The organism is Gelatiniphilus marinus (assembly GCF_042684345.1).
Classification (GTDB): domain Bacteria; phylum Bacteroidota; class Bacteroidia; order Flavobacteriales; family Flavobacteriaceae; genus Gelatiniphilus; species Gelatiniphilus marinus.
On the sequence record NZ_JBHULK010000006.1, the window covers coordinates 65,301 to 79,523 of the forward strand.

Annotated in this window: 10 protein-coding genes and 1 pseudogene; 1 reads left to right on the top strand and 10 read right to left on the bottom strand. The window is 37.5% G+C overall.

All coding sequences use genetic code 11. The annotated features are described in order from the left end of the window. Positions 1-42: 42 nt before the first annotated feature. The 6 genes and pseudogenes from pbpC to ACFSQS_RS13300 all read right to left on the bottom strand — a co-directional run bounded on the left by pbpC (position 43) and on the right by ACFSQS_RS13300 (position 6,474). A complete protein-coding gene (gene pbpC / locus ACFSQS_RS13275) occupies positions 43-2,394 on the bottom strand; it encodes a penicillin-binding protein 1C (RefSeq protein WP_388019825.1) in 2,352 nt (783 codons plus the stop codon). A gap of 80 nt (positions 2,395-2,474) precedes the next feature. After that, entirely contained in the window at positions 2,475-2,789 is a 315-nt protein-coding gene (locus tag ACFSQS_RS13280; RefSeq protein WP_388019828.1) for an antibiotic biosynthesis monooxygenase family protein, read from the bottom strand. A 156-nt stretch (positions 2,790-2,945) separates the two neighbouring features. Beyond that, positions 2,946-3,342, bottom strand: a pseudogene (locus ACFSQS_RS13285) (hypothetical protein). A gap of 149 nt (positions 3,343-3,491) precedes the next feature. Beyond that, complete coding sequence (gene pheS, locus ACFSQS_RS13290) at positions 3,492-4,511, bottom strand: phenylalanine--tRNA ligase subunit alpha (RefSeq protein WP_388019831.1); 1,020 nt, start codon at positions 4,509-4,511, stop codon at positions 3,492-3,494. A 209-nt stretch (positions 4,512-4,720) separates the two neighbouring features. Beyond that, complete coding sequence (locus tag ACFSQS_RS13295; RefSeq protein ID WP_388019834.1) at positions 4,721-5,680, bottom strand: OmpA family protein; 960 nt, start codon at positions 5,678-5,680, stop codon at positions 4,721-4,723. Between the two features lie 32 nt (positions 5,681-5,712). Further along, positions 5,713-6,474 carry an exodeoxyribonuclease III gene (locus ACFSQS_RS13300; RefSeq protein ID WP_388019837.1) on the bottom strand — a complete coding sequence of 254 codons (762 nt, stop codon included), beginning with the start codon at positions 6,472-6,474 and terminating at the stop codon, positions 5,713-5,715. Between the two features lie 192 nt (positions 6,475-6,666). On the opposite strand from ACFSQS_RS13300, the gene ACFSQS_RS13305 reads away from it, so the two are divergent. Continuing rightward, positions 6,667-10,089 (top strand): hypothetical protein, encoded by a 3,423-nt coding sequence (locus ACFSQS_RS13305; RefSeq protein ID WP_388019840.1) that lies wholly within the window; start codon positions 6,667-6,669, stop codon positions 10,087-10,089. A gap of 131 nt (positions 10,090-10,220) precedes the next feature. Here ACFSQS_RS13305 and ACFSQS_RS13310 read toward each other — a convergent pair whose 3' ends face one another. The 4 genes from ACFSQS_RS13310 to ACFSQS_RS13325 all read right to left on the bottom strand — a co-directional run bounded on the left by ACFSQS_RS13310 (position 10,221) and on the right by ACFSQS_RS13325 (position 14,148). Next, positions 10,221-10,961 carry a succinate dehydrogenase/fumarate reductase iron-sulfur subunit gene (locus ACFSQS_RS13310; protein ID WP_388019843.1) on the bottom strand — a complete coding sequence of 247 codons (741 nt, stop codon included), beginning with the start codon at positions 10,959-10,961 and terminating at the stop codon, positions 10,221-10,223. A gap of 181 nt (positions 10,962-11,142) precedes the next feature. Then, positions 11,143-11,301 (bottom strand): four helix bundle protein, encoded by a 159-nt coding sequence (locus ACFSQS_RS13315; RefSeq protein WP_388020176.1) that lies wholly within the window; start codon positions 11,299-11,301, stop codon positions 11,143-11,145. Positions 11,302-11,443: 142 nt separating this feature from the next. Continuing rightward, positions 11,444-13,459 (bottom strand): fumarate reductase/succinate dehydrogenase flavoprotein subunit, encoded by a 2,016-nt coding sequence (locus ACFSQS_RS13320; protein WP_388019846.1) that lies wholly within the window; start codon positions 13,457-13,459, stop codon positions 11,444-11,446. 2 nt (positions 13,460-13,461) lie between these two features. After that, complete coding sequence (locus ACFSQS_RS13325) at positions 13,462-14,148, bottom strand: succinate dehydrogenase cytochrome b subunit (RefSeq protein WP_388019849.1); 687 nt, start codon at positions 14,146-14,148, stop codon at positions 13,462-13,464. Positions 14,149-14,223 lie beyond the last annotated feature (75 nt).

Below are 14,223 nucleotides of genomic sequence, written 5' to 3' on the forward strand. Positions count from 1 at the left end.
ATAACATTGTTGTTCAATTAACATAAAGCTAAAAAGAGGTTGTTACTCCAAAATTTCAATCTGCTGTTTAGCCTCATTCCCAAATTCATCAACCACGGTAATTATATGTTGTCCTTGTTTTGGCTTAACAGCAAACTCGTGGATGTCTTTTGTGCTTCCTAAAAACCTATTGTTTAAATACCAAAACAATGTCGATTCCGGTTTAGAATGTGCCATTTTTAAAACCAGATTGTTGGTATTGCCATCAAAATCTTTTGGTAAAAAAATACTGTTGTTTTCTTTTGGGTAAATAAATTGCATAGACATGGTATTATTGCCCAAGCAATCTTCTCTAAATTTTGGCAAGGGTTTGTAAAACGGGTTTTTAGCTTTGTAATAATAGGCCATTAAAGGCGGCAACACAAACCACGACTTATGATTGATGCTATCAATGCTTTCGCAGGATGAATTGACTTGAAATGTTTCAGTTTTATCCAAATGAATTAAAACATGATACGGACAAGGTTTCGTTTTCAACCCACTTATTTGAATGAATTTAGTGTCTATATTTTCACAATTATGAGACGCGCGATGGCCACTTTCTTTACAAATTTCAACATCTTGCATTTCATCAAAAGGTTCAGCAAACCAATCGCTATTTGGCAGCAAATCAAACACGTCAAATAAAATAGGGGCAGCGGTTTCTACGCCAACTAAACCAGGGCGACCTTCGCCATCGGCATTGCCAACCCAAACTCCAACCACGTAATCTTTTGTGGTGCCAATGGCCCAAGCATCTCGAAAACCAAAACTGGTACCGGTTTTCCAAGCAATTTGTTTCGAGCCATCAAAAAAAGCCCAATTTTCGTCGCTTTCGGGCCTGTTCACTTCTTTTAAACTGTTGTAAGTTAAATAAATAGAAGCGGCATCAAATAAGGTTTTAGCGGTAGTTTTGATTCCAAAATCTATTTTTTCAGAAGCTAAAAAAGTAGGTTCGCAAAATTCATTTGAAAAATATTCTGATGAAGTTTCAGAAAAATGATTTAAAGTTGAAGATAGTGCCGCATAACTTTTGCACAAATCCCACAAATTGCTTTCGGCACCGCCAAGAATTAAAGACAAGCCATAATGGTTGGCATTATATTTTAAATCTTTTAACTGCAATTGTTTTAAATAATGATGAAATCTATCCAACCCAAAAGTATGCAGCATCCTAACCGAAGGCACGTTTAAAGACCGCGATAGTGCTCTACTTGCAGGTACAACACCATCGAATGTTTTGTTGTAATTTTCGGGGTTGTAACTTCCAAATTGCGTAGGCACATCGGCCACCAAAGTGTGTGGCAACATATCGCCGGCATCCAACATGGCGGCATATAAAAACGGTTTTAAAATACTGCCTGTGCTTCTGGGTTTGTTAATAATATCTACGTCTTTTTGATGCGCTTTATTTGTTGGTGTATTGCCCACATAAGCTAAAACCTGTCTGGTTTTTACATTTAAAACCAAAACGGCAGCGTTGTAAATCTCGTTCTGGCTTAATTGGTTGTAATGGTTTTTAACCATGGCGTTAACCTGTTTCTGAAGCTGATGGTTTACAGTGGTTTGTATGCGTTTTCCGTTATGCGATGTTGCAATTTTTTGTAATAAATGTGGTGCTGTTTGTGGTAACGGATAGGGTTTTTGTGGCAAGCCTTCAACAATCGATAAACTATAAGTAAGCGAATCTATAATGTTTTTATCTAATAATTTTTTAAGTAAACGATTGCGTTTTTTTAACAATCGTTCCTGGTTTTTTCCCGGGTAAATTAAACTTGGTGCATTGGGCAAAACCGCTAAAGTTGCACTTTCTGCCCACGATAAATTATTAGCATGTCTGTTAAAGTAGCGCCACGAAGCCGCATCGAGCCCAACCACATTTCCGCCAAAAGGCGCATGACTTGTATAATAGGATAGAATTTTGGTTTTGCTTTCGCGGAACTCTAATCGGGTTGCTAAAATAATTTCGATAATTTTTTCAAAATAGGTGCGTTTTGTTCCTTTTCTTGATAACCTAATAACCTGTTGTGTAATGGTGCTTCCGCCTCGTTTAACCTTGCCGGATTTAATATTGTGGTGCAGTGCTTTAAAGATTGAAACGGGATTAAACCCTGGATGTTTATAAAAATACTCGTCTTCAAACTGAATGATGCAGGTTTTAAATTTTTCTGGAACCGTATCAATTTCTGGAAATCGCCATTGCCCATCTTTAGCTATTTTTGCCCCTAACAGCATATTATTGGCACTTGTAATTACAGTTGAGTTTGGGTCTTTAAAAAGTTGGTTTGGTAAACAGAAATAATAAACAAGCAATAGCACAGCAATTATTGCCGTTTTTATTTTATGTCTTTTTATGTAGTTTACTAATCGTTGCACTTAAAATATATACTCTAAGCCTTTTGTGTTTGGATGTGTATTAAGATAATTTTATGAGGATTGTGAGGCTTTTGTGCGAATCATTTTTTAAAAAATTGGTACTCGCGTTCTACTTTGCATATTTTAACATTATACCAACTGTACCACTCTTCTCGCCCTTTTTGTTGGGCTTGCAAATGCTCGCTTTGTTGTTTCCAGTTTTTTATGGCTTCTAAGGTTTGCCAATAGCTTACTGTAATTCCAACGGTGTTTCGTGCGCTATCAATTCCTAAAAAACCGTTTTGTTTTTTTGCTAAGGCTTCCATTTTTTCAGCCATTTCAAGATAACCGTTGGTGTTTTCGTTTTGGGTTGATGTAAAAATAACGGCGTAATAGGGTTTAAATATTGGTTTCATTTGTAGTATTTAATAGAATGGGTTATCTGATAATTCATTAAAACCGAAACACTAATATACTTTTATTTTTTCTGAAACTTGAGCATATATTTATAAACAAAAAAAAGATAGCAGCCAATACCACTACCTTTTAGTTTATTGGGTTAGAGCTTTATATTACTTTACCAAAACCCCTTTTACGTCCATTAAGGGAAGTGGTTGCAAAGCCTTTAAGTTAATGGTGTTTTTTCTAAAAAGGTAGGTTTTGTCAAACATGGTAGCGCCTTCAAAAAATGAAACTTTAAAGGTATTGTTTAAGGCGAATAGTTGGTCTTGCATCAGCTCTATCTTGGCATAGCTTTTTTTGGGGAGCAGATCGATTTTTTTTCTGAAAACCGAAGTTGTTTTTTTTTTCAGAATACCCACTGCTTACAATAATAACCATCTCTAAATCTACCGCTTTATCGTTAATAATGTAGGCGTTCCAATCTTGGGTTTTATAAATGCTGTTGTATTCGTTTACAATGGCTATGTAAACGTCTTGTACTTCTGGTATTTCGATGTCTTTTTTCACTTTACAAATATATTATTTATATAAAGAAGTGATTTGCATTTTTTTATTTGTTTAAAACTTGGCTGTATCGAAAAAAAACGAAAACTTAATTTAGGCTTGTGTATAAATAGCAAAACTGTGTTTTAATACTCGATGCGATTAAACAATTTTTAAAAAGCAGAATTAAACTGCTCTAAAAATCGCACATCGTTTTCGCTTAGCAATCTAATATCGCCAATTTGGTGCAATAACATGGCAATACGGTCTATACCAACGCCAAAAGCAAAGCCCGAATATTTGGCCGAATCTATTTTGCAATTCTCCAATACATTGGGATCTACCATACCGCAGCCACCTATTTCCAGCCAGCCAGTGCCTTTGGTTATTTTGTAATCGGTTTCAGTTTCCAATCCCCAATACACATCAATTTCTGCGCTTGGTTCTGTAAACGGGAAGTACGATGGGCGCAAACGTATTTTGCTTTTGCCGAACATTTCGGTTGTAAAGTATTGTAGGGTTTGTTTTAAATCGGCAAAACTCACATTTTTATCAATATACAAGCCCTCTACTTGATGGAAAAAACAGTGCGAACGTGCCGAAATGGCTTCGTTTCTGTAAACGCGCCCCGGCGAAATGGTACGTATGGGCGGTTTATTGTTTTCCATGTAGCGCACTTGTACCGAACTGGTATGGGTGCGCAATAAAATATCTGGGTTGGTTTGTATAAAGAATGTATCCTGCATATCGCGTGCGGGATGATATTCTGGAAGGTTTAAGGCTGTAAAATTGTGCCAATCGTCTTCTATTTCTGGGCCTTCGCTTACGTTAAAACCTATGCCTGCAAACACGTCTATTATTTGGTTTTTTACTATGGATATAGGGTGTCGGGCACCAATTTGAAGGGGTTCGCCCGGGCGCGACAAATCGCCAAAAACGCCTTTTACATCGTCTTGGTTTTCCAGCGCTTCTTTTAAGGTGCTTACTTTGGCCTCGGCTGTTTTTTTAAGTTGGTTTATGGTTTGCCCAAATTCTTTTTTCTGCTCGTTGGCTACATTTTTAAACTCTGCAAAATAGGTGTTTAGCAAGCCTTTTTTACCTAAATATTTTATGCGGAAGGCTTCTACTTCTTCTATGGATTCTGCTTTAAAGGCTTCTGCTTCGGTTATTAGTTCTTTTAGTTTATCGATCATAACGTTTTGAAAAAATGATGGCAAATTTACTGTTTTTTACGTGAACTGCGTTAGGGATTGAGGCATTTGTTGAAGCTCTTTTTGCGCTGCCCAACTGCCTTGGGGTAGTTGGGCAGCGCAAAAAAGCGACTGCCGAAAGCCCGACCTGAAAGGGAACGCCCTAATTTTGGATACCGTTTAGAAAAAACTGAAAACTTTAGATGTGCGGTTTAATGCTCGTTTAACAGCTTTGAGAGCTCGTCTAATTTTGGTGTTAAAACGACTTCTATCCGTCTGTTTTTTGCTTTACCCTCAGCTGTGTCGTTTGTTGCGATTGGGGCGTGTTCGCCACGGCCTGCAGCCGTTAGGTTTTGTGGGTTTATTGCTGGGTTTTCTCTTAAAATATTAACGATTGCAGTGGCACGTTTTGTTGATAAATCCCAGTTTCCGCTTAAATTCCCACTACCTTGATAGGGTGCGTTATCGGTGTGACCCTCAATTAAAACGGCAATGTCTGGGTTTACGCCCAAAACGCTGCCCAATTGCTGAACGGCTCTTCGGCCTTCTGTTCCTACTGCCCAACTACCCGGGCTGAACAGCAGTTTGTTTTCCATGGATACATATACTTTACCGTCGCGCTGATTAACGGTTAAGCCTTTGCCTTCAAAATCGGTTAAGGCTCTTGAAATGGCATTTTTTAAGGCAGTCATTGCAGCGTCTTTTGAGGCGATTACACTTTCTAATTCTGCTACACGGTCTGAGCGGTCTTGCAGCTCTTTTTTAAGTTTTGCCAATCGTGCGTTTTCTGCTGCCAAGGCTTGTTCTTTGGCTTCTAATTGTGCTAATAATTCTCTGTTTTTTTTAGAATTTTCGGCTATTGAAGCAGAACTGTTTTTTTCTAAAGCAGCGTATGAGGCTTTTAAATTATCTAAATTAGATTTAGTTGCGTTGAAATCGGCTTGGAGTTTATCGCGTTCGGCAACAGCTTCATTATAGGCCGCTGTAAGTTGTTTTAATTCGTTTTCGGCTGTGTTTTTTGCATTTAAAAGGGCATCGTTTTCGTTTAAAAGGGTTCTGTTTTCCTGTTTTAGATTGGCATATTTATCTTCTAATTCTTTATAAACTTTTGGCGATACGCACGAGGCAACCAACACTAAGGTTAATACTGCTAATGGGATTTTTTTAAACATGATTTTGGGTTAAATTTATTGTTTGTTAAATATTATTTTTTCATTTCTACTAAAATGGGACAATGATCGCTGTGAACAGCTTCAGAGAGTATAACGGCTCTTTTTATGTTTTCTTGTAATGGTTGCGAAACCATGGCATAATCCAATCGCCAGCCTTTATTGTTTGCACGGGCATTGGCGCGGTAGCTCCACCAGCTGTATTGTTGTAATTTGGGGTTTATAAACCGAAAGGAATCAATAAATCCGCTTTTTATAAAGTTGCCAATCCATTCGCGTTCTATGGGCAAGAACCCCGAAACGCCTTTCATTTTTGGGTTGTGGATGTCTATTTCTTCGTGGCAAATATTGTAATCGCCACAAATTATCAAATTCGGAATGTCTTTTTTCAGCGTATTTATATAGTCTTGAAACATGTCCATATATTCCAATTTATGGTTTAACCGTGCATCGTTTGTGCCCGATGGCAAATACAAGCTCATTACGGAAACGCCGTTAAAATCGGCTCGAATATTTCGCCCTTCAAAATCCATAGATTCTATTCCTGTGCCATATTCTACATGATTGGGTTCTGTTTTGCTTAAAACAGCAACGCCGCTATACCCTTTTTTTTGAGCACTAAACCAATAATTGTATTTGTATCCGGCGTCTTCAAATAGGCTTAAATCCAACTGCTCTTTCATGGCTTTAATTTCTTGAAGGCAAACCACATCGGGATTGGCGCTTTTTAACCAATCGATAAGGCCTTTGTTAATGGCGGCGCGAATGCCGTTTACGTTATAGGATATAATTTTCATTCTGCTCCCTTAACCCTCTCCAGAGGAAAGGGAATTATTTATTTTGGTTAATAATTATGAGATCCTCAAGGGCTCTTCAAATTTGTTTCAGCTAAAATAAATAATGCGTTACATTTACACTATTATTTGTTTAAGGAGTTTTAACGAAGCTATTAACAAAATATTTTAAACGTATTGCAGTTTAAGTATCTGATGAAGTTTTTTACATGCATTTTTATTATTTTGATTGGTTTTTACGGATTTTCCCAAGACCAAAACTCTAATTACAAAACTAAAAAAGTTGCTGTAAAAGATACCATTAGAATTGATAGCGTAAGTATTAACCCCAATTTGTTTTCAATTAAAAGGAAAGACAACTCGATAATCGATTCTACTTATTACTCAGTAAATTTTGCAAAAGCTATTTTAACCTTAAAAAGGCCTATTGAAACAGATTCCATCGTTATTAATTATTTAAAGTTCCCGGATTTTTTAACCAAAACCTATAAACAATTAGACGATAATATTATTGTTGAAAACAACAGTAACGCCCAAACATTATACAAATTATCGCAACCCAACGCCTCTAAAAATTTTATTCCTTTTGATGGCTTAACAACGGCTGGAAGCATTTCCCGTGGTGTTACCATTGGCAACAACCAAAACTCAGTTTTAAAAAGCGAGCTCGATTTACAAATTACAGGAAAGCTTAACGAAAAAGTGTCGCTACGAGCCTCTATTCAAGATGCAAATATTCCACTACAAGAAAGCGGATATTCGCAGCGTTTGGATGAGTTTGACCAGGTGTTTATAGAGCTGTTTAGCGACCGCTGGAACATTCGTGCAGGCGATATCGATTTGGTAAACACCGATTCTTATTTTGCTAGTTTTTCAAAGCGGGTACAGGGATTAAATATTAATGTAAAATTGGGTAGCGAAGCAGCGCAAACCAAATTTTTTGCAGCCGGAGCTTTTGTGCGCGGGCAATTTACAAGAAGCGAATTTAAAGCACAAGAAGGCAACCAAGGGCCGTATAAATTACAAGGGCAAAATGGAGAATTGTTTGTGCTTATAGTATCGGGCAGCGAAACGGTTTACGTAAACGGTGTCGCCGCAAAACGTGGTGAAAACCAGGATTATATTATCGATTATAACGCCGGCGAAATCATTTTCAACTCCACATTTCCCATTACTTCCGAAATGCGCATTACGGCAGATTACCAAGTAAGCGAGCGTAATTACTCGCGTTTGGTGGCTTTTGGTGGCGGCCGTTTTGAAAGCGACAAACTCAAACTTGGTGTTTCGGTATATTCTGAAAACGATGCCAAAAATCAGCCTTTGCAACAAAATCTATCGACCAAACAAGTTGAAATTCTGGCAAATGCCGGTGATGATAGCGTGCAAATGGTTGCGCCATCAGAGGTTTTAGAGGCTTTAAACGAAAATAGAATCCTTTATAAAAAAGAAATTATTGGCGGTGTTGAAGCTTTTGTGTTTTCTAACAATCCGGACGACGAGCTGTATCGGGTTACCTTTACACAAGTTGGCGAAAACAACGGCAATTATATTTTAAGCAGCATTAACGCCATCAATAATATTTATAAATATATTGGTGTTAATCAAGGTAATTACGCGCCTATTATTCAATTGGTTGCGCCCACCAAACTTCAAATAGCAGTGGTTAACGGAAGCTATAATCCCACAAAAAAAACTGCTATTCATTTTGAGGCTGCCGGTAGCAAAAAGGATTTAAACCTTTTTTCCAATTTGAACGATGGTGATAACGACGGATTTGCCGGCAAACTAAAGATTACCCAAAATATCATTAAAAAAGACAGCCTTTGGAGTTTAAACGCTTTTATTGATGGCGATTATATTCAAAAAAACTACAAAACCATTGAGCGTTTGTACAATGCTGAATTTTCTAGGGATTGGAATATTGAAAACCCTTTGGGCAATCAGCAATTTACAAAAACGGGGCTGCAACTCATTCATCCCAAAAAAGGCATTATAAACTATCAGTTTGAACATCTGGAATTCTCTGAAAATTTTAACGGGAACCGGCATGTTGCCAACATTAATCTGTTGCTTAATAAATTCATAATCAATTCCAATTCTAGCTTCTTAAAGGCGCAATCCAACACAAGTTCATCTACTTTTTTAAGGTCGTACAATAGCATAATTTACAGTATGAAAAAAAGTTGGATGGGCACAAAATTAGCGATTGAAAATAATGAACAAAAAGATAATGCTACACAAATTTTAACACCTTTAAGCCAGAAATTCAAATCGTACGGGGTGTTTGTTGGTGTTGGCGATAGCACCAAAGTTTTTGCAGAATTTGGATATAAAAATAGAGTAAACGACAGCATCAGAAATAACGCATTGCAAAAAGTAAATACATCCAATACCTTTTATTTAGATTCTAAACTCATACAAAACAGCAACACCAATTTGTCGTTTTTTGCCAATTACAGAACGCTTAAGAATGAAGACGGCACTATTGATGCTTCGACCTCGCTCAGCACAAGCAACGAGCAATCTATAAACTCCCGATTGCAATTCAACCAAAAACTTTTTAAACAAGCCGTGTTATGGAATACTGTTTTTGAAACCAATTCGGGCACCTTGCCACAACAAGATTTTACTTATGTGGAAGTTGAAGCTGGACAAGGCGCCTACACTTGGATTGATTATAATGCCAACGGTATTCAAGAATTAGAAGAGTTTGAATTGGCGCAATTTCAAGACCAAGGCAAATACATTCGGGTATTATTGCCCAACCGAATTTATTTAAAAACACATCAAAACAGGTTGAGCCAAACGGTAACTGTTAATCCGTCGCAGTGGTCGGTTAGCAAGAATAAGTCTAGGAAATTTTGGTCGCATTTTTACAATCAAACCAGTTATTTAATTGATAGAAAAATTAAGCGAGATGGCAATAGTTTTAACCTGAATCCTTTTGAAAACGATGCGGAGAACCAATTGGGTTTACAGTTAAACTTTAGAAACGTATTGTTTTTTAATCGCGGAAAACAGCGTTACACCACATGGTACACATATTTGTCCAATCAATCTAGAAATATTTTATCCATCGGTTTTATTGAAAATAGCCTGAAAAGCCATCAGTTTAATTTTAATCATAAAATTGAAGAAAGTTGGTTGCTGTCTTTTCAAACGGCATTTGATAAAAATGAAAGCACCAGCGAAAACTTTACCAGCAAGAATTACAATTTTGATGAAGCGCTTTTCAATCCTAAAATCTCTTATTTATTTAATGATAATTCCAGTTTCGATATTATTTATCAGTACAAAAAAAAGGAAAATACCATTGGTGGTTTTGAAACCTTAAAACAGCAAAAATATGGCGTATCTTTTGCTTTTTCAAACCAAGGAAAAAATGCTATAAATGGTGAGTTTAATTATTTTTCGAATGCTTTTAATGGTAGTGCAAATACACCTGTTTCGTATCAAATGTTAGAAGGTTTACAACCCGGAAAAAACTTTACTTGGAGTTTATTGGCGCAAAAAAAACTAACTGATTTTTTAGATTTGAATTTAAACTACTTTGGCAGAAAAACAGAAACCAGTAAAACCGTTCATACAGGAACGATTCAATTGAAAGCTTATTTTTAAAAAGCCATTTAAATTTGAATGTTTGAAATAAAGCACATATCATCGTAATATTGCAATATTACGATAAGTTAAACACTTAAAAAACCCAAACCGTATTATGTTTGGGCCTATGATAAATTTAATGTTGTGGTTTAAATGCTAGCCTTGATTAACTCCCTATTCATGCGTGCAATATTATCTAACGAAATCCCTTTTGGGCATTCAATTTCGCAGGCACCGGTATTGGTACAGTTTCCAAAACCTTCTAAATCCATTTGGGCCACCATGTTTTTAACACGATCGGCAGCTTCAACTTGACCTTGAGGCAATAATGCATATTGACTAACTTTGGCGCCTACAAATAGCATTGCGGACGAATTTTTACAGGTTGCAACACAGGCTCCGCAACCAATACAGGTTGCTGCATCCATGGCTTGATCGGCAGCATGTTTGGAAATAGGGATGGAGTTTGCATCTTGGGTATTGCCAGAGGTGTTTACAGAAATATAGCCTCCAGCTTGTTGGATGCGCTCAAACGAAGTCCTATCTACAACCAAATCTTTTATTACAGGAAATGCTGCTGCTCTAAACGGTTCTATGGTAATGGTGTCGCCATCTTTAAACATACGCATGTGTAACTGGCAGGTTGTAATGCCTCTGTCTGGGCCGTGGGCCTCACCGTTTATATACATGGAGCACATGCCACAGATACCTTCACGACAATCGTGATCGAACGCTATGGGTTCTTCGCCAGAGTTTACCAATTGCTCGTTCAAAACATCCATCATTTCTAAAAAAGACATGTGCTCTGAAATATCAGCCACTTTATAATCGACCATCTTGCCTTTGTCGTTTGCGTCTTTTTGACGCCAAATTTTTAACGTAAGATTCATTGTTTTTAAGTTATTGCGTTGTTATTTAGTTATTGGTTATTTAGTTATTTCTAACTGAACCCTTACTAACTTACTCACTTTATTTTAACTTTTAATTCTTTAGGTACTTAATGTATCCATTCAAAATTAAAAGTATTTTACTTTGTATATTTCTTAATTTGTTTAAATTTTCTTCCGAAATTTAGCCTTCATCAAAAGCTATAATTCCGTGATCTAAAGTTTCAAATAATGATCCTCTAGCAATTCTACAAAACTGAATATTCTCTTGAAAGTGAAATCTTCCATATCCTTCAGCTACATCATTTCCAACCGAACGCGAAGAGCGTTTTATTTGGCCAATAAGTGAAAATTTTCAGAATTAGGTAGTTTGGTTATAATATCTTTTGTAACAAATAATCTTAAATTCCTTGCTTGTTTCCAACATTGCAATTCTTAAAACGATTTAAAATTATTCACAGCTTAATAACTTTACAACCTAATAACTATTTATAACTACGCTGCTTCAATTCAATATCTTTAAATTCCAATTCTTCTTTATGCAAAACCGCATTTGCGGGTTCGCCTTTATATTCCCAAGCGGCTACAAAAGCAAAGTTTTTATCGTCGCGTTTGGCTTCGCCTTTTTGTGGCCCGGATTCTTCAGCAGACTCTTCCCTAAAGTGCCCGCCACAAGATTCCTCGCGCATTAATGCATCTTTTGCAAAGAGTTCGCCAAGTTCTAAAAAGTCTGCAACTCGACCAGCTTTTTCAAGTTCTGGGTTCATCTCGTTTGCTTTTCCGGGAACTGAAACTTCTTTCCAGAACTCTTCTCGAATAGCTTTAATTTCAGCCATGGCTTCTTTTAAGCCTGTTGCGTTTCTTGACATACCTGCTTTGTCCCACATTACTTTTCCTAATTTTTTGTGGAAATAATCTACAGATTTACTGCCTTTATTGTTTACAAAAAAGTTTATTCTATCGGTTACCTCCTTTTCGGCTTCGTCAAACTCTTTGGTGTTGGTTGGTATTTTTCCGGTTCGAATATCGTCGGCCAAATAATCCCCTATTGTATAGGGCAGCACAAAATAACCATCGGCTAATCCTTGCATTAAAGCCGAGGCTCCTAGGCGGTTGGCTCCGTGGTCTGAGAAATTGGCCTCTCCTATGCAGTAACAGCCTGGGATGGTAGTCATTAAATTATAATCTACCCAAACGCCACCCATTGTGTAATGTACTGCGGGGTAAATCATCATTGGTGTTTTGTACGGGTTTTGATCTACGATTTTCTCGTACATTTGGAATAAGTTTCCGTATTTGGCTTCAACGATAGCCTCTCCTAGTTGTGTTATTTTTTCTTTTGTAGGGTTTAAGATATTATGAATTTTAGCCTGCTCTTTTCCGTAGCGTTCAATGGCCGCGGCAAAATCCAAATACACAGCTTCACCTGTGGCATTTACACCATAACCGGCATCGCAACGTTCTTTTGCGGCTCGAGAAGCTACGTCTCGAGGCACCAAATTACCGAATGCAGGATAGCGACGCTCTAGGTAATAATCGCGTTGGTCTTCAGATAAATCGGTTGGTTTTTTTCGGCCTTCGCGAATGGCCATAACATCTTCTTTGTGTTTTGGCACCCAAATGCGGCCATCGTTACGCAAGGATTCAGACATTAAAGTTAATTTAGACTGATAGTCGCCCGAGCGCGGGATGCACGTTGGATGGATTTGGGTAAAGCAAGGGTTGGCAAAAAACGCACCTTTTTTATGTATTTTCCATGCCGCCGTGGCGTTGGAGCCCATTGCGTTTGTTGAAAGGAAATATACATTGCCGTAGCCACCGGACCCCACTACAACAGCGTGAGCGGAGTGTCTTTCAATTTCACCTGTTATTAAATTACGGGCTATAATACCTCGCGCTTTTCCGTCAACAATAACAACGTCGAGCATTTCGTGGCGGTTAAACATCTCAATTTTACCACGAGCTATTTGCCGGTTCATGGCCGAATATGCGCCTAATAATAATTGCTGTCCTGTTTGTCCTTTTGCATAAAACGTTCGCGATACTAAAACACCACCAAACGATCGGTTATCTAAAAGTCCGCCATAATCACGAGCAAAGGGTACGCCCTGGGCTACGCATTGATCGATGATATTGGCAGATACTTCGGCCAAACGATACACATTCGCTTCACGCGAACGATAATCGCCACCTTTTACGGTATCGTAAAACAATCTGTATGTTGAATCGCCATCGCCTTGATAATTCTTTGCGGCATTAATTCCGCCTTGAGCGGCAATAGAGTGTGCACGCCTTGGAGAATCTTGATAAGCGAAGGCTTTTACGTTATAGCCTAATTCGGCCAAGGTTGCAGCTGCCGATCCGCCGGCCAAACCTGTGCCAACAACAATTACATCGATATGACGTTTATTGGCTGGATTTACTAAATCGATATGATTTTTATAATCTGTCCATTTATCTTTTATTGGACCTTGAGGTACTTTTGAATCTAGTGTTGCCATATCTATGATAATAGGTATTTAAGATGATGATAAAGTGCAATAAAAATAAATCCTAATGGTATTGCTATTGAATATACTTTACCAATAGTTTGTAAGCGTTTTTTACGAATAGTTGAAGCTCCCATAGATTGAAAAGCCGATGTAAAACCATGCCATAAATGCAGTATTAAAAATATAAATGCAATAACATAAGCCAGGGTTCTTATAGGGTTGTGAAATTTATGTGTAAGCTCTTCGTGATAACGAAAACCTTCTACGCCTTGCATAGTGCCAGACCAATCGCCTTGTATAAATTTGGTGTTAATCTCTGGAAACCAAAAATCTATAAAATGCAAAACTATAAATGCCAAAATAGCAATACCGCTCCAAATCATGTTCCTGCTCATCCAAGTAGAATTTGCAGCTCCGTTGTTTTTTGCATAGGCAATGCCCTGGGCTTTTTTGTTTTTAATTTCTAATACAAACCCCATAATAAAATGGAACACCACGCCAAAAATCAAAACCGGTTGTAATGCGAATTGCACCAATGGGTTTGTTCCCATAAAATGGGATACCTCATTGAATAGATCTGCGCTAAAAACAGATAAAAAATTAATAGCTAAATGTTGAAGCAAAAAAAACATAAGGAAAAACGCAGAAAGCGCCATGGCTACTTTTCTTCCTATCGAAGATTTAAAAAATCCGCTCATTATTTTAAAGTTAATTTATAGTTTTACAAAGGTAGTTATGCATGGAGTTATAGACAAATTACAAATGTTATGTTT